A 20,070-nucleotide genomic window follows, 5' to 3' on the forward strand; every position below is an offset into this window, starting at 1 on the left:
GGAGAGAATATGACCCCTTTTCACGATTTCGACCTGAACCTGGACACCTTCATCGACGATCTCAACGCCCTGATCGCACACAACCGCCGCACTATCGCGGAGCTGCTCGCCCTCCCGGTCAAAACGTACGCCAATTTCGTGCGCCCGTTCGATTTTATGGACGAGGAGCTTGAGCTTCTCTTCACCCCGCTCTCCCACATCAATGCCGTCAAAAACTCCGAGGTGACCCAAAAAATTTACGCCGACGCCCTGCCGATCCTGACGGAGTATTCGACATTTGTGGGGCAGAACCTGGACCTCTATGAAGCGTTCAAAGAGATCAAAACCGCCGAATACGGCGCGCTCAACCCCGAACAACAGCGGCTCCTCGATCTGAACATCCTCCATTTCGAGCTCGCCGGAGCCCATCTGGACGAGGCGGCCAAAGCCCGTCTCGCGGAAATCAACCTCCGCAAAAGTACCCTTACGAACGACTTTTCGCAAAACCTCCTGGACGCAACCAACGCATACGAGAAAATCATCACCGACGAATCCGATGTCGAGGGGATCCCCCAAAGCGATCTCGACAATGCCCGTTTCGAAGAAGACGGCATCACAAAATACCGTTTTACCCTCCAGATGCCCTCTTACATCGCCTACATGACCTACGGTCCAAACCGCAACGTCCGCGAAGAGCTCTATCGGGCCTACACCACCCGCGCCCCGCAAAACGAAGCGATCATCGACGAATTGCTGCGGCTGCGGCAGGAGAGCGCACGGTTGCTCGGATTCGACAATTACGCCCAGTATTCCCTCGCCTCGAAAATGGCTCCCGGCACCGACGCCGTGTTCAAATTTCTCAACGAACTGATCGACGCATCGCGCCCGCAGGCGGAAAAAGAGATCGCCGAACTGCGCCAAATCGCCGGAGAAATCGAACTGCAAAGCTACGATACCGCCTACTACGGGGAGATCCTCAAAAAGGCGCAGTACGACATTGACGAAGAAGAATATCGCCCCTATTTCGAGCAGCGTTCGGTCATGGAGGGGATGTTCACCTTTTTGCACGAGCTCTTCGGCATCCGTTTCGACCGGATCGACATCCCCCTGTGGGACGACAAAGCGCTGGCCTACGACATGTATGAAAACGACCGTCTTTTCGCACGGGTCTATTTCGATCTCGAAGCCCGCAAACACAAACGCGGCGGTGCCTGGATGCACAATTTTGAAAGCCATTGCGAAGACCCTCAGGGCAATACCCGCCTCTCCAGCGCTTTCGTCGTCTGCAACTTTCCCCCCTCGTCCGAAACTTCCCCTTCCCTGCTGCGGCACGACGACGTGGTTACCCTCTTTCATGAAATGGGGCATACTCTCCACCACCTCCTCAGCCGCGTTCGCGAACGCGGGGTGAGCGGGGTAAGCGGCGTCGAATGGGATGCCGTCGAATTTCCTTCGCAGTTTCTCGAAAATTTCGCCTACGAACCCAAAGTCCTCAGACTATTCGCCCGCCACCACGAAAGCGGGGCCGTTCTAAGCGATGAAATGATCGCCAAGCTGATCCGCGCCAAGAACTTCCAAAGCGCGCTCTTCATGCTCCGCCAGCTCGAATTCGCCCTTTTTGATTTCGAGCTCCACTCACGCCTCTACCAAGGAGAAGAGATCCAAAACCTCCTCGACCGGGTCCGCGCAAAGACGTCCCTGATCGCTCCCCCCTCTTACAACAAGTTCCAGAACGGCTTTTCGCACATTTTCAGCGGCGGCTACAGCGCGGGATATTACAGTTACAAATGGGCCGAAGTGCTCAGCGCCGACGCCTATTACGCCATCGTGGACGAAGGGGTTTTCGGGTCTGAACTCGCCCGGCGTTACAAAGAGGTGGTACTTGCCAAGGGAGGAAGCCGGAGCATGCAGGAGCTCTTTGTCGAAATGATGGGGCGCGAGTGTGAGACGAAACATCTGCTGCGGCTCAGCGGGATCGAATGATGAAGCTGCTGGCGCTGTTGCTCTTTTTTTATACTCTGCTGGGAGGTACCGAAGTGAAGATCGCATCTTACAACGTCGAGAACCTGTTCGACATGAACGACGACGGGAACGAATACGAACAATACGTTCCCAATACATCGTGGGGGTGGAACGAAGAGATGTACCGGATCAAACTGCGCAATACCGCGCAGGTGATCCGCGACATCGGCGCCGACGTCATCGGTCTGCAGGAGATCGAATCCGAAACGGCCCTCAAAGCGCTCAAAACCGAACTCAAACGCCAGGGGCTCTACTACCCCTACCACGCGTTTGCACGGGCCAAAAATACGACCGTAGCCACCGCGATCCTGAGCCGTTATCCCATCAAAAGCGCCCTCAGCCATTCAGTCAGTTCCCACCGCGCCTATCGGGACATCCTCGAAGTCAAACTCGACCTCGAAGGAAAAAGCCTGCGCGTTTTCGTCAACCACTGGAAATCCAAAAGCGGTCCGGAAAGCATGCGTATTCTCAGCGCCAAAGCACTCAAAAAACGTCTCGCCGCCCTGGACAAAAACGAACCGTTCGTTCTGCTGGGCGATTTCAACTCCGATTACGAGGAATACCGCACCTTCGTCCGCAGCCGCAAACACAACGATACCGGCGGCATCACGGGGATCAACCATATTCTCGGTACGATCGACTCCAACAACAATCCGATCACCTACCAGTCGCTCAAAACGTGCGGCAACTGCCTTTACAACCTCTGGTACGAAGTGGACGGTTCCGAGCGCTGGAGCCATGAATTCCGGGGGAACAACGAAGCGCTCGACAACATGATCATCTCTCCTTCTCTCGCCGACGGCAAGGGTATCGAATACGTTCGGGGCAGTTTTAAACGCTTTGAGAAACCCTACCTCTTTTACAAAGGCAAGCCCTACCGCTGGCAACAGTCACGCAAAAAACCCCGCCACCACATGGGTGAGGGGTATTCTGACCATCTCCCGATCACGGCGGTCTTTAAACTGTAACCCAAATCGGTTATAATGATCGGATGCGACTGAATGTACTTACCCAGTATCTGACCTATCAGCTCTATCACGCTCTCACGCTCCTTGACGCGCTGATGCAAAACCGCGGGAGCGGCGACGTACACGATTTCAGGATCGCGATACGCCGCGTCCGTTCGGTAACGGCCCTGTTTCTCAGCGGGAGTGTCCCTTTCCCTTCAGAGCTCAAAGCGGCCGTCAAATCGACTAACCCTATCCGCGAACTCGACGTCCTGATCGAATCCCTCAAATCCAAACGTTACCCCAAAACCTGCCGAACGCTCTCTTTACTGCGGGGAAGACACGCCGATGCCGCGTTTTCACCGGAATTCAAAACGCAGACACTCAACGCAATCCGCAACCATTACGATACACTCTGCGACGCCGATCCCGACATCTCCTCTACGCACCTGATCGACACCGTTGAGCGCTATTACGCTTCGGCGCTCTCCGATTATGGGCGCATTTGCCCCGAAACCTCCCAAAAAGAGCTTCACCGCCTGCGGGTGCGCTTCAAAAACGCCCGCTACGGCCTCGAATTTCTCGCCAGCTCCCAACTCCGGGAAGAACACCGCAAAATAGCCGAATGCAAAAAGATACAAAATCGGCTGGGAAGGGTCCAGGATGCGTACAATCAGGTGGAATGGCTGAAAAAAGTGTATAAACGATCCCCTTCCTCCGAAACCGCCGAACTGCTGCGGGAGCGAAAGAAGGAGCTCAAGGCGCTTAAAGCCGCCAGTCGATCGGCGTAATGCCGTTACGAGTCAGGTAATCGTTGGTGCGGCTAAAGGGCTTGGAGCCGAAAAACCCTCTGTAAGCAGAGAGAGGAGAGGGGTGCGGGGCGCGCAGGATGCAGTGTTTATCCGCATCGATCATCGCCGCTTTTTTCCCGGCAGGAGCGCCCCACAGGATAAACACGATATGCTCGCGTCTTTGGCTGAGGGTCTGTATCACGCGGTCGGTAAAACGTTCCCATCCCCGTTCTTTGTGCGAAAACGCTTCCCCCGCGCGCACGGTAAGCAGCGTATTGAGCAACAGAACACCTTCCTGCGCCCAGTGGGTCAGGTCCCCGCTTTGGGGATAAGGGCAACCGATATCGTCTACGAGCTCTTTGAAAATATTTTGCAACGACGGCGGAAGCGCTACGCCCTGACGCACCGAAAACGAAAGTCCGTGCGCCTGACCGGGCCCGTGATAGGGGTCTTGCCCCAAAATGACCGCTTTAACCCGGTCAAACGGGGTGGAATTGAACGCGTTGAAAATCTCGCTGCCGCGCGGATAGACCGTGTGGAACTTTTTCTCTTCGACCAGAAAAGTTTTCAATTCGCCCATATAGCTGTGGGAAAATTCCTCTTTGAGCGCCTCTTTCCAGCTCTCGTGAATCTGCGGATCGAGCGCCATTATTTGAGAATATCGTCTTCGAAAATGACCATCTCGTAAATGCTCCGTTTGGCCACCAGCGATTTTTCGGGGGGAACCGTACTGCTGTTGCGCAGACGGGAGAGTTCCATCCGCATCTCCGCCATCTCCTGTTCCATCGCTTCCATTTTGTCTTTCAGACGCATCACGACGTCGACCCCGGCAAGGTTGACGCCCAGTTCCCGCGTCAGGCGCAGGATCGTTTTGATCTTTTCGATGTCGCGCTGGGAATACAGCCGGATACGACCGTCCGAACGCGACGGCGAGATCAGGTTTTCACGCTCGTACTGGCGGAGCGTCTGAGGATGGATGTCGAGGATCTTGGCGACAATGCTGATCATGTATACGGGTTCGTCGTAATGGTGCATCTTCTACTCCTGGGGAAGCGATTTTTTCATCTGTTCGACGAGCTCGGGGTCGATTTTCTCAAGCGGCGGAAGAACGATGTTGGCTTTGAGATACAGATCGCCGCGCATCCCGCTTTGGCGGTTCGTGACCCCCATCTCCTTGAGACGGAAGCGCTGACCGTTTTTGGTGTTTTCGGGGACTTTGAGGGTTACCTCTTTCTCCAGCGTCTGGACGCTCACCTTCCCGCCGAAGAGTGCCGCATAAAGGGGTACGTTGAACGTTTTGACCAGGTTGTCCCCTTCACGCTCGTATTCGGGATTGGGAGCGACGTCGATGCGCAGGTACAGATCGCCGGCCTGCCCTCCCGCCCGTTTCCCTTTGCCGCGGACGCGCAATTTTTCGCCGCTTTTGATCCCGGCGGGTATCTTGATGTCGAAGCTCTCCCCCGAGAGGCTGATCGTGTGCTTGCCGCCCAGTACGGCGACAGCGAACGGAACCGTCACGTTGGCGTCGATGTCGAGGTTCATCCCCCCGAAGCCGCCGCCGAAGCCGCCGCCGCCGAAACCGCCGAAACCACCCCCGAAGCCGCCGCCGAAGCCGCCGCCCTGTCCGAAAATGTTGCGCAATATATCGTCCAGATCGACATTGGCCCCCTGGCCTCGCGCGAAATCGTGAAAATTCTGGCCACCGAACATCGCGTCACCGTACTGATCGTATTTGGCCCGTTTTTCTTTGTCGCTGAGAACTTCATAGGCGGCATTGATCTCTTTGAATTTTTCTTCGGCCTTGGGATCTTTGTTGACGTCGGGATGGTACTGACGCGCCAGTTTACGGTAGGCTTTTTTGATCTCCGCCTCGCTGGCACCGGGTGAAACTTCGAGCGTGGTATACAAACTTTTTGACATGATCGGTTCCTAAAAATATATCGGTCTGTTTTTCTAAAAAAATTATAGCACTAACATTGAGTCCGTGTCAATCAAGTTAAAAACAGTATGTTCGCAGGACAGGGATTACAGAAGGGGTTATGTGTTGCGCCCCTGAGGCGCAATGTTTTTTAGTGGAGGAAATGGCGAATGCCGGTGAAATAGAGGGCCATGCCGTGCTCGTCGGCGGCAGCGATCACCTCGTCGTCCCGAACCGAGCCGCCCGGCTGGATAACGGTTTTGACTCCCGCACCCGCGGCCGCGTCGATCGAATCGCGAAACGGGAAAAACGCTTCACTGGCCAGTGCCGAACCGCTGACGTCCAGCCCCATCTCTTCGGCTTTTTTGAGGGCGCAGCGGGCCGCGTCGACACGTGAGGTCATCCCCATGCCGACCGCCACCATCGCACCGTTTTTGACGTAAACGACGCAGTTTGATTTGGTCAGAGAAGCTACCTTGTAAGCGATTTCGGCGTCTTTAAGCTCCTGCGCGCTTGCCGTGTGCTTGGTCACGAGTTTGGCATTTTTCACCTCATCGTCGGCAACCTTGTCGGCATCCTGGAATACGAATCCGCCGTCGATATGTTTGAAATCGACCGCGTCGTTGCTCAGGACGATACGCTCCGCACCGTATTCGAAAAGTTTGAGACGTTTTTTCGGTTCGAACACTTTTTGGGCCTCTTCGTCGATCCGGCCGGCGATGATCACTTCGAGGAACATCTCGTTCATCTTTTCGGCGAGCTCTTTGGTAACCACGCCGTTCACCGCGACGACGCCGCCGAAAGCGGAGACGGGATCGCATTTGAGCGCTTCGGTATAGGCGTCAAGCAGGTTGTCGCGGATCGCAAAACCGCACGGGTTACCGTGTTTGACGATACAGACGGCGTTTTCATCTCCGAATGCAGCCGCAATCTTCACCGCGCCGCTGATGTCGGTGAGGTTGTTGAAGCTTGCTTCCCCTTTGAGGGTTTTGAAGTTTTGGGTGAAAAACGCGTCGAATTCGTACAACGCCCCTTTCTGGTGCGGATTTTCGCCGTAACGGGTATCCATCACCTTGTTCCCGACGATAAACTGTTTGGCACCCATGCCGTTGTTGAAGCGTTTGTTCATGTAGTTGGCGATCATGCCATCGTACGCGGCGGTATGTTCGTACGCCTTGATCATCAGGTCACGGCGGAATTCGACGCTGTTGAGGCCGTTTTCGATCGCATTGAGGACGAGCGAATAATCGCTTGGATCGGTCACGATCACGACGCTGTCAAAGTTTTTTGCCGCCGAACGGACCATTGCCGGGCCGCCGATGTCGATGTTTTCGATGATCTCTTCGAAATCGTCGGTTTTCTCGATCGTCGCTTTGAACGGATAGAGGTTGACGCACACCAGATCGATCGCCTCGACGCCCAGTTCTTTCGCCTGGTCGAGGTGCGACTGTTTGTCGCGGCGGTGAAGAATCCCCCCGTGGATATAGGGGTTGAGGGTTTTCACCCGTCCCTCGAAACATTCGGGGAATTTGGTCACTTCGTCGATTTCGATCGCATCGATCCCCTCTTCACGGAGAAGTTTGTAGGTTCCTCCCGTCGAAATGATCTGGTACCCCAGGCCGATCAGGGATTTCGCGAACAGAGCGATATTCGTTTTGTCGCTTACACTGAGCAAAGCGCGCTTCATGCAGTTCCTTTGTACGGGTCGTGCGCCCGTGAATTAATGGCGGAATTTTAGCTGAATATGCTTTAAGGTAAGGTAAAGTTTTATCATGAGTCTGTACCGTCACCCATTTGAACCGATCATCGACGAGCACACGCGGGTATTGTTTTTAGGAAGTTTCCCCAGTATCGCGTCGTTCGAACAATCGTTTTATTACGCCCATCCACGCAATGCGTTCTGGCCGATCCTGGAGTCAATTTTCGGCGTCTCGCTCTGCTCCAACGAAGAGAAAAAAATATTTTGTCTTGAAAAAGGGATCGGATTGTGGGATGTGATCGGCAGCTGTGAGCGGAGCAATTCGAGCGATACGAATCTCAAAAAATGTGTTCCCAACGATTTCGCGGATCTGAGGGAACGATACCCCGGCATCCGCAGAATCGGGTGCACGGGGAAAAAAAGCTTTGATCTGTTTATGAAATATTATGGTCGAAGCGGCATAGAAGCGGTGCAGCTCCCCTCCACCTCGCCGGCTCACGCGTCGATGAAAAGGGAAGAAAAAGAGAGGATTTACAAAGCCTTTCTCGAAGATAACGGGATTCTTTAACTGTTGAGAACCTGTTCGAAAATCGATTTAGCCGTTTTCCAGCGGTCTCCCTTGGCGTTCATCATCACGATCACGCAGTCTTTTCCGTCTTTTTTCGCCCGGGCGATGAGACACGGTCCCGCTTTGGCGGTATAACCCGTTTTGATCCCGACCGCGTACTGATAGCGGTTGAGGAGGCGGTTGTGCGTATAGGCGTAAAACTCACGGTTCTTATTGAGGGCACGGTATCGATGCTCGTTCATTTTGCTGATTTCGTTGAATTTGCGGTTTTGGATCGCGTATTCCGCCATTTTGAGCAGGTCTTTGGGGGTCGAGTAATGCCCTTTCGTATCGTATCCGCAAGGGTTGGTAAAACGGGTATGGTTCATCCCGATCGCCCTGGCCTTGGCGTTCATCATTTCGACGAACCGTTCCTCGCTCCCCCCCACGGCGATAGCGATCGCCTTGGCCGCATCGTTGTCCGATTTGATCATCGCCGCCTTGATGAGATCCTCCAGTCGGATCACATCGCCTCTCCGGTATCCTGCGATGGTGGGCTCGACCCGAGTCATTTCCCGCGTGATCGTCACCGGCTGCGCGAGGTTTCCGCGCTCGATCGCCAGAATCGCCGTCATTACTTTCGTCAGGCTGGCGGGCTGAACCTCCTTGAACGGTTCCTTGGCGTAGAGGGTCTGCTTGGCGCTGAGGTCCTTGACTATGAGGGCTTCGACTTCGAGCTTGCTAAGCTCGGCTTTGTTGATATCGCCGTACAGGCTGAGAGAAAAAGTAAATAAGAGTGCGCTAAAGCGTTTGATGATCATACGATTCCTTTAAAACTTTTTTGATTATGACATACGAAAGCAAACCCTATGCCATCTGTGCTAAAATTCGCGTCAAAAAAAAGGGGGGGAAAGATGCGACGCTTCAAACGTTTATTCGCCGTTTTGTTCGTCGTATCGACTCTTTTGGGCGCGCTGCACGAAGTGATCCACGATCACGACCATCACGCGGACGCGCACATGGAAGAGAGCTGTCCTCTCTACCTGCTGGGGCACACTCCCGTCGTACTCAACGAAGAGGCTCACCTCGAAACCCTCGCCGCTACGTTCGAACCCTATAAAACCCCTCCTGAGACTCACGCATCCAATATCCCGGTCCTTTTCAAAAACCGCTCGCCTCCCCTCTCTTCTTAAGCACATCAACCCATTTTACTCAGCACGATTGCAAAATTACACGACCAGGAAACCGTTATGATGAATAAACTTGTATTGTCCGCCCTGGCGGCGGCAGCTTTGTCGGCCGACAGCACGGAACTTCAAAACCTCAAAGCGCAAATGGCGCAGATGGAAGCGATGATGAAAACGATGCAGCAGAAAATTGCAGCACTCGAAAATGCCGGTACGGCTAAAACAACCCTTAACGAAGAGGCGCATGAACACCCGGCGGATGAGCATCAGGATCATTCCCTCGCACATGAGGTCCACAAAGCCGCTTCAGGCATCGATATCTCACTGGTGCTGGACGCTTCGTACGTCAACCGTTCCAAAAAAGACGAAGAGCTGGCTCACCTCGAGCTCCCCGGCGTCGCGCACGGACTGTTCGCACCGCACAACCATAACGGCTCAAGCCATCCGACCTATAACGCCCAAAACGGCTTCAACCTCAATTACGGAGAACTCGGGCTGCACAGCAGCGTAACACCCAATGTCGAAGCCGAAGCGCTCCTCCATTTTTCCGAAAACGCGGTCGATATCGAGGAAGCCTTTTTCACGTTTTGCAACCTCCCCTACGGCCTCCACCTCAAAGGGGGGAAATTCCTCAGTGATTTCGGCTATCTTAACTCAACCCACCATCATGAATGGAGTTTTTCAGACATGCCGCTGGTGTACGAAGCGTTCCTGGGCAATCACGGCATCGACGAAATCGGGGTTCAGCTGCAGTGGGTCGCACCGACGAGCAACTACCTGATGGCCGGCTTCGAAGCGCTTCAGGGGAAAAACGAATCGATGTTCGGGAATGAAGCGCTCTCCGACCCCCGTGATACCGAAGTGACCCTTTCGGGATCGCCGTCGCAGCCTTCTTTGCTCATCGGTTACGTCAAAACCGCCGCAGAATTTGCAGACACGACCTTAAGCGCCGGCGTCAGCTGGGCTCGCGGCAAAAGCCGGATCGACCATTTCAGCGACGAGACTCCTTACGGATTCAGCGGTGAAAGCGACCTTTACGGCATCGATTTCACCCTGCACCACCGCTTTTCGGGAGGGGCTTTCCTCACCTGGCAAAACGAATGGCTCCACCGCGATATGGAGGGAACCTATTTCGCCGACGACGGTACGACACTCACCCCCTCGGCAATCCGCAAAAAACAGTCGGGATATTATTCGCAGCTGGTCTATTCTCCCGATGAGTTCTGGGGAATCGGGGCCCGTTACGACATGATCGACCGCAACGACGTTACCGGAACCGACCTTTTCTCCCCCGAGAATATGGACCAATATACCGCGATGATCGAATACCGGGACGGGGAATTCGCCCGCTATCGGCTGCAATACACCCATTCCGACGCCTTTTTCAACGAAGCGCAGCAGCGTCAGAACATCGATTCGCTGATTTTCTCGGTCAACCTTCTACTGGGATCGCATTCGGACCATTCGCACGACTAAGCTTCTCTCGCCGGCGCGGCGTATGATGCTTCGCCGTAAATTAGTGCTATAATCTAGTTCATGCGAAGCACATCCCCGGCAACCGTCACCGTTGTGAGCGAAGGTATCAAAACCCGCCTGGTATGCCGGGGGGATTGGACGCTTCCCAATATTTGCGACGCGGCCCGTACCCTTGAGCAGTTTCGTCCGCTAACGTCCGTCGAATGGGACGTGCGTGAAGTATGCGACGTCGATTCGGCCGGAATGGCCCTGTGGCATCTCTACGACCGTTCATTTCGGGAGAACGGCATCGAATCGACCCTCATCGGAGCGGACGTTAACCGGACCAAACTTTACCGTCTCCTTTACCCCCATCCGATCCAAGACACCCCTCCTCCCGCCGAGCCGTCATGGCTTTACAGGGTAGGATTCCAAACCCATCGTCACCTCACAGGCGTCATGAATTTTCTCGAGTTTTTAGGAGAGGCTTTCGTATTGCTGTTCTACACATTGCGGTATCCTTCGAAAATCCGCTGGCATGCGATCGGCGCGCACGTTCGGACGACCGGGGCGCAGGCTCTGCCGATCATCGCGATCAGCGCTTTTCTGATCGGGGTGGTCATCGCATACCAAAGTATCGTGCAGCTTCAGAAATTCGGGGCCGACATCTTCATCGTCGATACGATCGGCATTTCCCTCACCCGTGAACTGGCACCCCTTATAACGGCGATCGTCGTCGCCGGGCGCAGCGGTTCGGCCTTTACGGCACAGGTCGGAGCGATGAAAATGACGCAGGAGATCGACGCCATGAGAACGATGGGGTTCAACCCGTTCGTTTTTCTAGTATGGCCCCGCGTGCTTGCCCTCATGATGGTGATGCCCCTGCTGATTTTTTTCGCCGATATCGTCGGTATTTTCGGCGGTATGGTGATCGCCTCGACCCAGTCGCACATCAGTTTCACCGAATTCATCCATCGGCTCCAAAACGCCCTCGCCCTCAAACATTACGTTATCGGAATCGTCAAAGGACCGTTTTTTGCCTTTCTGATTGCAATGGTGAGCCTTTACCGGGGATTCCAGGTATCGATGAATACCGAAAGCATCGGCCACTATACGACCAAGAGCGTCGTCAATTCGATTTTTCTTGTTATCGCGTGCGATGCCGTTTTCTCGGTACTCCTGACGGAGCTGAGATTATGAAAAAAGCCCTCATTACCGTCCGAGACGTCGTTACGGCATTCGATGACAATCTGGTACACGATCATGTCAGCTGTACCGTTTACGAAAACGAAATCTATGCTCTGCTTGGGGGAAGCGGGTCAGGTAAATCGACCCTGTTACGGGAGATGATCATGCTCGAACGCCCCCGCAGCGGCCGGATCGAGGTACTCGGGTACGACCTCGCGCGCCTCTCGTACGAAGAGGCCCAAAACCTTCGCGGAAAATGGGGGGTTTTGTTTCAGTCCGGAGCCCTCTATTCGTCGTTGACGGTCGGTGAAAATATTGCGCTGCTCTACCATGAATACACCCGACTCCCGCCCAAACTGGTCCGTGAGCTCGTCAAGCTCAAAATCGACCTAGTCGGCCTCCCCCCTCACGCCGTCCATCTCTACCCCGCCCAGCTCAGCGGCGGCATGGTCAAGCGGGCCGCGCTCGCACGGGCACTCGCCCTCGACCCCAAATTGCTTTTTCTCGACGAGCCCACATCGGGGCTCGATCCGCTGAGCTCGCGCCAATTCGATACCCTCATCCGGGAACTCCGCGACCTTTTGGGGCTGACGGTGGTTCTGGTTACCCACGATTTGGATACCATACACCACATCGTCGACCGTTTCACCCTCCTGGGGGACAAAAAGGCGATTGCCGAGGGAACACTCTCTGAAGTGCTTGGCGTCTCCCATCCGATCGTGGATTATTTTTTTCAGAAGGGGACACATGGAATCTCGTTATAACTACACCTTCACGGGCCTTTTCGTCGTCGTGTTCGCCATGGGGCTCATCGCGTTCGCGTTCTGGCTGGGGAAATACGGTCAGGACGAACACGATTATCGGCGTTTCCATGTCTACATTACCGAGTCGGTCTCGGGACTCGCCCCCGAAGCGGCGGTCAAATACAACGGTGTCGACGTCGGAAAAGTCGAATCGATCCGGATCAATCCCCGCAATAACGAAGAGGTCGAACTTATCCTGAAAATCAAAAAAGAGACCCCCATCAAAACCGATTCGTACGCGGTGCTGAAATTCTACGGCATCACGGGGCTGGCGTTCATCGAGATCACGGGAGGCTCCAACAACGCCCCCTTGCTGATGGAAAACGGCCAGCGCGCTTCCGTCATCCCCTCGCGCCCCTCGCTCATTACGCGGCTGGACGAATCGCTGAGCAACGTCGCCAACAAACTTTCCCAGACCCTTGACCGCGCCGACCGCCTTTTCGATGACCGCAACATCGAAAACGTCCGGCAAAGCCTCGAACATCTCCGCTCGCTAAGCGCACAGATCGACGGATACCAAAAAGAGATCAAGACGATCCTCGAACGGAGTGCCGCGCTCGAATCAAACGCTTCCGAAGCACTCGGAAGCATGAAAAACGCCGCCGGAAGCGTGAAACAGACCTCGGATAACCTCAATACGCTGGTGCAGACGAAAATGACCGCAACACTCGATTCACTCCACAAAACGTCGATCCGCAGCGACGCGCTGATCCATAAACTCGAAACGTCGCTGGACCGAGGTGACTACGATCTCAAATCGATTGCTTCCCCTACCGCCGCCGAGCTTAGCGAGCTGATTTCCCAGACCAAAACGCTCACCCAGGAGATGGAGACGACGATCCGGGAGCTGCGCGAAAGTCCTTCGGATCTTCTTTTCAAAAAAACACCCCACAAACCCGGTCCAGGAGAATAACCATGCAACGATCCCTCCTTTTGTTTCTCGGCGCATTGACGTTTGCGGGATGTTCGCTGAACTCCCCCGCAAGCAGTGTCTACACGATTCTGCCCCTGCCGGAGGCTTCCCCCGACATCTCAGCACCGCGCCATGGGGGAACGGTTAAACTCGCCCCGACCCGTACCCTCCCCTCGCTGGGCACGAAGAGCCTTCGCTATCTGCGTCCGCAGGGGGAATCAGGCGAATACCTCTACAGCCGATGGAGCGATGCCCCCGCTTTGCTGATCGAACGGACGCTGGTCTCATCGCTGCAAAACAAAAAACTCTACGCCGCGGTCCTTCCCCCCGGTTCGGCCGCCGCACCTTCGCACCTGCTCGAGTCGGATCTCACTTCCTTTGAGCACCGTTTTCGCCCCAATGGGGGGAGTGAAGGCTACATCGACATGACCTATCGCCTCGTCGATCCGAAAACCAAACAGACGCTTGCTTCCAAACGGTTTCAAATCGTCGCTGCCGCCGCAACCGACGATGCCAAAGGTGGTGTCGACGCCCTCAGCCGCGCCACCCGCGAACTTGCCCGTCAGAGCACCGAATGGCTGGCGGACTATCTACAGGAGAAACCATGAATCAAAACATCGCGATCCTCTGCTCGGGAGGAGACGTTTCGGGGATGAATCCTGCCCTCAAACGCTTCGTCGAGTATGCGTTTGCCAATAATTTAAATCCTTTTTTCGTATACCACGGCTACGAGGGGCTCATCGACGACCGGATCGTTCCGGCCGGATATTCGGACGTATCGGGGATCATCACCCGGGGAGGAACGAAAATCGGTTCGGCCCGTTCCGAACGGTTCAAAGAGAGCAGCTACCGCAGGGTCGCCGCGGAGAACCTCCGCAAACGTGGCATTTCCATGCTCGTCGTACTCGGGGGAGATGGAAGTTTCCGCGGGATGGAACAGTTTTACAAAGAGAGCGGCATCGCTTTTTGCGGGATCCCCTCAACCATCGACAACGACATCAACGGAACCGATTACTGTCTGGGAGTCGATACCGCCCTGGGAGTGATCCGTAACGCGATCGACCAGATCCGCGATACGGCGTCATCATTCCGACGCGCCTTCGTTGTCGAAACGATGGGACGAAACTGCGGCTACCTTGCCCTTGTCTCGGCTCTTACTTCGGGGGCGGAGTTGTGCCTGATTCCCGAAATTCCGGTTGACATAGAGGAGTACAAAGAGTGTTTCGCGTCCCAAACGTCGTCCGGAAGGGATTATTTTATCGCTGTTGTATCCGAAGCGCTGAACGCTTCGTCGACGGTTGCCGAATGGTTTGAGCGTGAGCTCGGCTTCGAAGCCCGGGTGAATGTACTGGGGCATACCCAGCGCGGCGGAAACCCGAGCGTCTATGATCGCTTGATGGCCTACCGTTTTGTTACCTACGCCATCGACGCCCTCCTTGCGGGAAAAACCGATTCGGTCATCTGTTATACCAAAAGCCACTTCGTATTCCGCACGATCGACGAAGTCGCGTTACACCCCTACCGTCTCGACGAGGAGCTGCTTAGTCTCGGGCGCGGGCAATTTCTTCCATCGCGCTGTCAAAGGTAGGGTATAAAAACGTAAACCCCGCTTCCTGCAAACGGCGGGGGTACACCTCTTTGGAATCGAGCATCACGCACGATCCTTCCCCGAAAATGAGTTTCACCAGCCATGCGGGAAGGTCAAAAAAGGCGGGGCGCTGAAGAATACGGCTCATCGCTTTGGTCTGTGCCAGGTTGCTGATGGGCTCGAGCGCGGTAAAATTAACGACCCCTTCAATCTGTGGATGTTCGATCAAGAACTCGCACGCGCGGACGAGATCGGCCAGATGTATCCACGAAATCATCTGGTATCCGTCCCCCATTTTTCCCCCGAGCCCCAAGCGAAACGGAGGAAGCATCTTGGCCATTGCCCCCCCGCCGTTGCCGTAAACCACCCCAAAACGCATCAGGCACACCCGTGTTTGCTCCGACTGTGCCTTCATCGCCGCACTTTCCCATCCACGGACAAGATCAGCCAGAAAATCATCCGCCGTATGACGCGAGTGTTCGTCATGCTGATGGAAACTGTCATAGATTCCTACTGCCGAAGCATTCAGGAAAACACGCGGAGGCCGCGCGCACCGTTTGATGCCGCTGACGATCTTTTCGGTCGTTTCCCACCGGCTTTGACGAAGTAGCTGTTTATATTCATGGGTCCATCTCCCGAGGATATTCGCTCCCGCCAAATTGATAAGTACGTCCGATCCTTCCACTCCCGAAGCAATTATATCGGCATCCGTGCAGTCCCGAATGCTCAATGCATGAACTTCATCACCTTTCCCTCGAAAATACTTTTCCAACGCGCTTCCTACAAAGCCGCTCATACCGCAAATGACTATTTTCATGAAATCACAAATCCTTTGTTGGCTCTCTGCGACGATTGTAACTTAAAAGGGGTATGGGAGGTTTAAAGTTATAATTGATTCGACACTTTAATCCTGTTCTAAACCAAAGGAATCGCCATGCTGTACCAACTGATCGTCTACGTCCCTGCCGGGGATGCTGAAAATCTTAAAGAAGCACTGTTTGCAGCAGGTGCCGGCAAATACGAAAATTATGACCGTTGCAGCTGGGAGTGCGGCGGCAGGGGACAATTCCGGCCGCTTCGGGGAGCGAATCCCGCCATCGGAAGCATCGATACGGTTGAATACGTCGAAGAGATCAAAATCGAAACGCTCTGCTCGGTCGAAAATCTCAAAAAGGTTTTACGGGCATTAAAAGAGAACCATCCCTACGAGGAACCGGCTTACGGGGTTATCGAACTGAAAACGCTGGAAGATTTTAAATAGAGGGGAGAAGATGCCCCCAAAGGGGCAAAAAAGGCGGTATCAGCCGCAAGAAGGAACGTTTCCTGAATCCGAACCGTATTCGAACAGGAAGTCGCGCAGGTCTTGAGCCTGGCTTTTGAACAGATCGCCGTTGAAGTAAGCCGCCGATTTGTCGTTTGCGTGCGCTTTGATGATTTTTGCCGCACCGTTGGCGAAAAGGTCATCCCACTCGTCCTGAGTATGCATCGCAGCACCTTTTGTACCGCTGCCGTGGCAGTTTTTACAGGTTTTCAAATAGGCTTTTTGCCCTTTTTTGACATCCGCAGATGCGGCTGTACTCATCATTCCTACCGCTACAAGTGCAGCAAGAAAGCATGAAGCAGACTTTTTCATGTCGTTCTCCTACGAAATTTAATGGTTTAAGACACCTTCAACGTTTCCGAAAAAACGGTGAAGATGTCTTGATGCCGGACATCATATCCCATAAAGGGTAAATAGAGGTTTAATGTTATGTAAATGTGATAGTTTTTCAGCTTATTTTATCAAAATTGTATCAAAGCTTCACGTTACTGTTCATCACCGTTATCTTCCGGTTCTTCCTGCGGCATTCCGACGTTGACCTCGCGCCGGATTTTTTCCTGCCGGATTTTGCGGTACGCTTTGTACTGGGCCTTCCGCAGGGCTTCTGCGTCCAACCCAACTTCCTCGGCAATCGCTTCGGGGGCACAGCCCGCTTCGTTCATTATCACCATTTTGAGCTCTTTTTTGGTCAGATGGCGTTTAAGGGCCGCGTAGAGTTCCCGTTCATCCTCACCGATCTCGACGGCGCTGCATCCGTATACGCGTGCGAGTACTTCGCGGATCGTTTTATCGGGGTTGTACTGGGTCCAGAGTGAATTTTCTAGCATGGTTAAAATACCTTTGTGATGATCTGCGTCAAATCTTTCGTCTCGACGATAACGTTCGCCTCTTTTTTGAGGATCTCCTTGGCACAAAAGGCCACCCGCGTCCCGGCATGGGCGAACATCGAGCGATCGTTCGCACCGTCCCCGACCACCATCGTCTCTTCGGGACTGATCCCGAAAAGTCCCTGCAACCGCAGCAGCATGTCCCCTTTGGAGAAATCGAACATCATGTCGCCGCCTACAAGCCCCGTAAGACGGCCGTGTTTCTCGTGCAAGACGTTCGAGAAATCGGCGTCGTACCCCAAGATTCCTTTTGCGTGCGACGTCGCGCTGCGGAATCCCCCGCTAAAGCAGACCACTTTAATGCCCCGTGCCTTGAGATCGGCGATGGTCTCGGCCGCGCCAGGCATGTAAGGGAGGTTATGGCAGATCTTCTCCACTTTGGAAAACTCCAGCCCTTTCAACAGCCCTACCCGCTGCTGCAGGCTTTCGAAAAAATCGAGCTCACCGTTCATAGCCCGTTCGGTGATGGCCGAAACCTCGGCACCGATCCCCAGCGCTTCCGCAAAAAAATCGATCGTTTCCCCGTCCATCAAGGTCGAATCGAAATCAAATACCGCTAACTTAATCAAAAGACTTCATCCTCTTTGTTATAATGGCGCAATTATATCCAAGGGTACCTTTTGTTCGAATCATTCATCCGTAAACTCCGAAACGAGACCTACATCACCCTCGAAACCACACCGTCGCGTTCGGCCCGCTTCGCCCCAACGGTCGATAAAATCGAATCGCTCGGCCTACAGCACCTCGTCGACGGATTCAGTACGACCGACAACCCGCTGGCGAAACTCAAATACAACGCCCTCTTCGCCGCACAGATGCTCCAGAACCGCTTTGGCCTTCCGGTACTGGCCACCATGAGCATGCGCGACCGCAACCGTATCGCGCTGCAGTCTGACCTGCTGGGGGCCAACGAGGCCGACGTCCGTGCGATCCTCGCCCTCACCGGGGACAGCGCCCACTATTCTGACCAGCCTCACGCCAAAGGGGTTTTCGAAGCCAACAGCAAACTCCTCCTCGACATCATCGCCACCCTCAACGCCGGCACCGATATGGCGGGGCAGAAACTCCTTTCCCCCGTACAGGAGATTTACCCCTTTGCCGTCACCGACGCCTACGCCAAAAGCGCCGCGACGCTGCAGAAGAAAATGTCCAAAAAAGTTTCGCACGGCGCGATCGGCGTTATCTCCCAGCCCGTTTACGATCTCGAAAACGCCCGGAAGCTGCTGGAAATGATGGAGAATGCCAACGCCGAGCACAGCGCCGCTTCGGTCCTCGTTCTGGGCTACTTCCCGATCACGAAACTTCGGACCGCACGCTTCCTCGACGAGAACGTCCCGGGAATCTTCGTCCCGCAAGGCTGGGTCGAAGCCCTCGAAGCCGCAGCGGCACGCAGTCCCGAAGAGGAGTACCGCGTGGGATTTGACCTCAGCAAAAACCTCTTCGAGGAGCTCAAAGCCCTCCACCCGAAAATCCATATCATGACGGCGAACCAGTTCGAACTGGCCAAGGCGATTTTGAGCTAATTTCAGCCGCTTTTGGCTATAATCGATCACTTTTTAATGCAGGAATAATGCTTTATGATCGATGTAAAACTTCTCCAGAAAAATTTTGACGAAACCGCCTCCGCGCTGATGCGCAAAAAAGTCTCCGCCGAGACGATCGAAGAGCTCAAAATTGCCAACGAAGCGCTTAAAGCGGCAAAAACCGCTTACGAGAATGCCCAGGCGAAGCAGAACGAATTGAGCAAACTTTTCGGCCAGTACAGAAAAGAGGGGAAAAACACCGACGAACTCAAAGAGCAGGTCGACGCCAACAAAACCCTCGTTGCCGAGCTTCTCGAAGTACAACGCCAGGCCGAAGAGGCCCTCGATGCACTCATCATGCGCGTCCCCAACATTCCTGATAGCGACGTCCCTGCGGGCGAGGACGAGAACGAGAACGTCGAAATCCGCAAAATCCTCACCCCGCCGACGTTTTCATTCCGGCCCAAAGAGCACTGGGAACTGGCCGAGCAAAACGGCTGGATCGATTTCGAACGCGGCGTCAAGCTGGCCAAAAGCCGCTTTAGCGTGGTCAGCGGCATGGGAGCGCGACTGGAGCGGGCGCTGATTAATTTCATGCTCGACTTCAACCGCGAACGCGGATTCGAAGAGGTGAGCGTTCCCTCGCTCGTCAACCGGCGTGCGCTGGAGGGGACCGGACAGCTTCCCAAATTCGAAGAGGATCTTTTCAAAGTCGAGGAGGAAGAACTGTTCCTGATCCCGACCGCCGAAGTCCCTCTCACCAACCTCTATCAGGATGAAATCCTCTCCGCTGCCGAACTCCCGATCAAAATGACCGGTTACACCTCATGCTTCCGCAAAGAAGCCGGAAGCGGCGGACGCGACGTTCGCGGGATGATTCGCCAGCACCAGTTCCATAAGGTCGAGCTGGTCAGTATCACCCGTACCGACCAGAGCGATGCGGTGTTTGAAGAGATGGTAGCGTGTGCCTCCGATTTGCTCAAAGCCCTTGAGCTACCCCACCGTCTCGTCACCCTTTGTACGGGGGACCTCGGTTTCGGCGCGGCCAAAACGGTCGACCTGGAGGTGTGGCTCCCCGGGCAGAACACCTACCGTGAAATCAGTTCGGTCTCCAATACCCGCGATTTTCAGGCCCGCCGTGCCCGCATCCGCTACAAGGAAGAGGGAAAAAATCTTCTCGCCCATACCCTCAACGGTTCAAGTCTGGCCGTCGGACGGACGATGATAGCCATCATGGAAAATTTCCAGCAAGAAGACGGTTCGATCCGGATTCCACAAGTGTTGCACAAATACCTCTAAAAC

General features: G+C 54.5%; 23 protein-coding genes. 14 read left to right on the forward strand and 9 right to left on the reverse strand.

Annotated elements, in window-relative coordinates:
• The first annotated feature begins 9 nt into the window (after positions 1-9).
• From E0765_RS02220 to E0765_RS02230, 3 genes are read left to right on the forward strand one after another with little or no spacing between them, the layout of a single operon-like run.
• Positions 10-1,962 carry a M3 family metallopeptidase gene (locus tag E0765_RS02220; protein WP_132811585.1) on the forward strand — a complete coding sequence of 651 codons (1,953 nt, stop codon included), beginning with the start codon at positions 10-12 and terminating at the stop codon, positions 1,960-1,962.
• Entirely contained in the window at positions 1,959-2,969 is a 1,011-nt protein-coding gene (locus E0765_RS02225) for an endonuclease/exonuclease/phosphatase family protein (RefSeq protein ID WP_132811586.1), read from the forward strand. The genes E0765_RS02220 and E0765_RS02225 overlap by 4 nt, the downstream gene beginning before the upstream one ends.
• A gap of 23 nt (positions 2,970-2,992) precedes the next feature.
• Positions 2,993-3,739: a CHAD domain-containing protein gene (locus E0765_RS02230; protein ID WP_132811587.1), complete on the forward strand. Its 747-nt coding sequence runs from the start codon at positions 2,993-2,995 to the stop codon at positions 3,737-3,739.
• Here E0765_RS02230 and ung read toward each other — a convergent pair.
• The 4 genes from ung to purH all read right to left on the reverse strand — a co-directional run bounded on the left by ung (position 3,714) and on the right by purH (position 7,344).
• On the reverse strand, positions 3,714-4,388 hold the full coding sequence (gene ung / locus E0765_RS02235; RefSeq protein WP_132811588.1) for a uracil-DNA glycosylase: 675 nt from the start codon (positions 4,386-4,388) through the stop codon (positions 3,714-3,716). The two genes, E0765_RS02230 and ung, sit on opposite strands and share 26 nt — an antisense overlap.
• Positions 4,388-4,774 carry a heat shock protein transcriptional repressor HspR gene (locus E0765_RS02240; protein ID WP_132811589.1) on the reverse strand — a complete coding sequence of 129 codons (387 nt, stop codon included), beginning with the start codon at positions 4,772-4,774 and terminating at the stop codon, positions 4,388-4,390. The genes ung and E0765_RS02240 overlap by 1 nt, the downstream gene beginning before the upstream one ends.
• A 3-nt stretch (positions 4,775-4,777) precedes the next feature.
• Complete coding sequence (locus tag E0765_RS02245; protein WP_132811590.1) at positions 4,778-5,659, reverse strand: DnaJ C-terminal domain-containing protein; 882 nt, start codon at positions 5,657-5,659, stop codon at positions 4,778-4,780.
• Between the two features lie 149 nt (positions 5,660-5,808).
• Entirely contained in the window at positions 5,809-7,344 is a 1,536-nt protein-coding gene (purH, locus tag E0765_RS02250; protein ID WP_132811591.1) for a bifunctional phosphoribosylaminoimidazolecarboxamide formyltransferase/IMP cyclohydrolase, read from the reverse strand.
• Between the two features lie 85 nt (positions 7,345-7,429).
• Here purH and E0765_RS02255 point away from each other — a divergent pair, with 85 nt between their 5' ends.
• Entirely contained in the window at positions 7,430-7,924 is a 495-nt protein-coding gene (locus E0765_RS02255; protein WP_255417818.1) for a DNA-deoxyinosine glycosylase, read from the forward strand.
• Here the strand turns inward: E0765_RS02255 and E0765_RS02260 are convergent.
• Positions 7,921-8,724, reverse strand: a complete 804-nt coding sequence (locus E0765_RS02260; RefSeq protein WP_255417819.1) for a D-alanyl-D-alanine carboxypeptidase family protein — start codon at positions 8,722-8,724, stop codon at positions 7,921-7,923. The two genes, E0765_RS02255 and E0765_RS02260, sit on opposite strands and share 4 nt — an antisense overlap.
• Positions 8,725-8,817: 93 nt before the next feature.
• On the opposite strand from E0765_RS02260, the gene E0765_RS02265 reads away from it, so the two are divergent.
• From E0765_RS02265 to E0765_RS02295, 7 genes are read left to right on the forward strand one after another with little or no spacing between them, the layout of a single operon-like run.
• Entirely contained in the window at positions 8,818-9,096 is a 279-nt protein-coding gene (locus tag E0765_RS02265) for a hypothetical protein (RefSeq protein WP_132811593.1), read from the forward strand.
• Positions 9,097-9,153: 57 nt separating this feature from the next.
• A complete protein-coding gene (locus E0765_RS02270; RefSeq protein WP_255417820.1) occupies positions 9,154-10,566 on the forward strand; it encodes a hypothetical protein in 1,413 nt (470 codons plus the stop codon).
• A gap of 60 nt (positions 10,567-10,626) precedes the next feature.
• Positions 10,627-11,745: an ABC transporter permease gene (locus E0765_RS02275; RefSeq protein ID WP_132811594.1), complete on the forward strand. Its 1,119-nt coding sequence runs from the start codon at positions 10,627-10,629 to the stop codon at positions 11,743-11,745.
• Positions 11,742-12,497, forward strand: coding sequence for an ABC transporter ATP-binding protein (locus E0765_RS02280; RefSeq protein ID WP_132811595.1), 756 nt, complete (start codon positions 11,742-11,744; stop codon positions 12,495-12,497). Before E0765_RS02275 ends, E0765_RS02280 begins: the two co-directional genes overlap by 4 nt.
• On the forward strand, positions 12,481-13,449 hold the full coding sequence (locus E0765_RS02285; RefSeq protein WP_132811596.1) for an MlaD family protein: 969 nt from the start codon (positions 12,481-12,483) through the stop codon (positions 13,447-13,449). The genes E0765_RS02280 and E0765_RS02285 overlap by 17 nt, the downstream gene beginning before the upstream one ends.
• A gap of 2 nt (positions 13,450-13,451) precedes the next feature.
• Positions 13,452-14,057, forward strand: a complete 606-nt coding sequence (locus tag E0765_RS02290; protein ID WP_132811597.1) for an ABC-type transport auxiliary lipoprotein family protein — start codon at positions 13,452-13,454, stop codon at positions 14,055-14,057.
• Positions 14,054-15,037 carry a 6-phosphofructokinase gene (locus E0765_RS02295; protein WP_132811598.1) on the forward strand — a complete coding sequence of 328 codons (984 nt, stop codon included), beginning with the start codon at positions 14,054-14,056 and terminating at the stop codon, positions 15,035-15,037. Before E0765_RS02290 ends, E0765_RS02295 begins: the two co-directional genes overlap by 4 nt.
• Here the strand turns inward: E0765_RS02295 and E0765_RS02300 are convergent.
• Entirely contained in the window at positions 14,991-15,854 is an 864-nt protein-coding gene (locus E0765_RS02300) for a TIGR01777 family oxidoreductase (protein ID WP_132811599.1), read from the reverse strand. The two genes, E0765_RS02295 and E0765_RS02300, sit on opposite strands and share 47 nt — an antisense overlap.
• 117 nt (positions 15,855-15,971) lie before the next feature.
• Here E0765_RS02300 and E0765_RS02305 point away from each other — a divergent pair, with 117 nt between their 5' ends.
• Positions 15,972-16,298 carry an NGG1p interacting factor NIF3 gene (locus tag E0765_RS02305; protein ID WP_188109911.1) on the forward strand — a complete coding sequence of 109 codons (327 nt, stop codon included), beginning with the start codon at positions 15,972-15,974 and terminating at the stop codon, positions 16,296-16,298.
• 39 nt (positions 16,299-16,337) lie between these two features.
• Here the strand turns inward: E0765_RS02305 and E0765_RS02310 are convergent, their stop codons facing one another.
• The 3 genes from E0765_RS02310 to serB form a co-directional block, all read right to left on the reverse strand.
• Positions 16,338-16,670 (reverse strand): c-type cytochrome, encoded by a 333-nt coding sequence (locus tag E0765_RS02310; protein ID WP_132811601.1) that lies wholly within the window; start codon positions 16,668-16,670, stop codon positions 16,338-16,340.
• 173 nt (positions 16,671-16,843) lie between these two features.
• Complete coding sequence (locus E0765_RS02315) at positions 16,844-17,185, reverse strand: hypothetical protein (RefSeq protein WP_132811602.1); 342 nt, start codon at positions 17,183-17,185, stop codon at positions 16,844-16,846.
• Between the two features lie 2 nt (positions 17,186-17,187).
• Positions 17,188-17,814: a phosphoserine phosphatase SerB gene (gene serB, locus E0765_RS02320; protein ID WP_132811603.1), complete on the reverse strand. Its 627-nt coding sequence runs from the start codon at positions 17,812-17,814 to the stop codon at positions 17,188-17,190.
• Positions 17,815-17,865: 51 nt separating this feature from the next.
• Here serB and E0765_RS02325 point away from each other — a divergent pair, with 51 nt between their 5' ends.
• Positions 17,866-18,768: a methylenetetrahydrofolate reductase gene (locus E0765_RS02325; RefSeq protein ID WP_132811604.1), complete on the forward strand. Its 903-nt coding sequence runs from the start codon at positions 17,866-17,868 to the stop codon at positions 18,766-18,768.
• A 54-nt stretch (positions 18,769-18,822) separates the two neighbouring features.
• Entirely contained in the window at positions 18,823-20,067 is a 1,245-nt protein-coding gene (gene serS / locus E0765_RS02330) for a serine--tRNA ligase (protein ID WP_132811605.1), read from the forward strand.
• The last annotated feature ends 3 nt before the right edge of the window (positions 20,068-20,070 follow it).

The sequence above is a fragment of the Sulfuricurvum sp. IAE1 genome, assembly GCF_004347735.1.
Lineage (GTDB): Bacteria > Campylobacterota > Campylobacteria > Campylobacterales > Sulfurimonadaceae > Sulfuricurvum.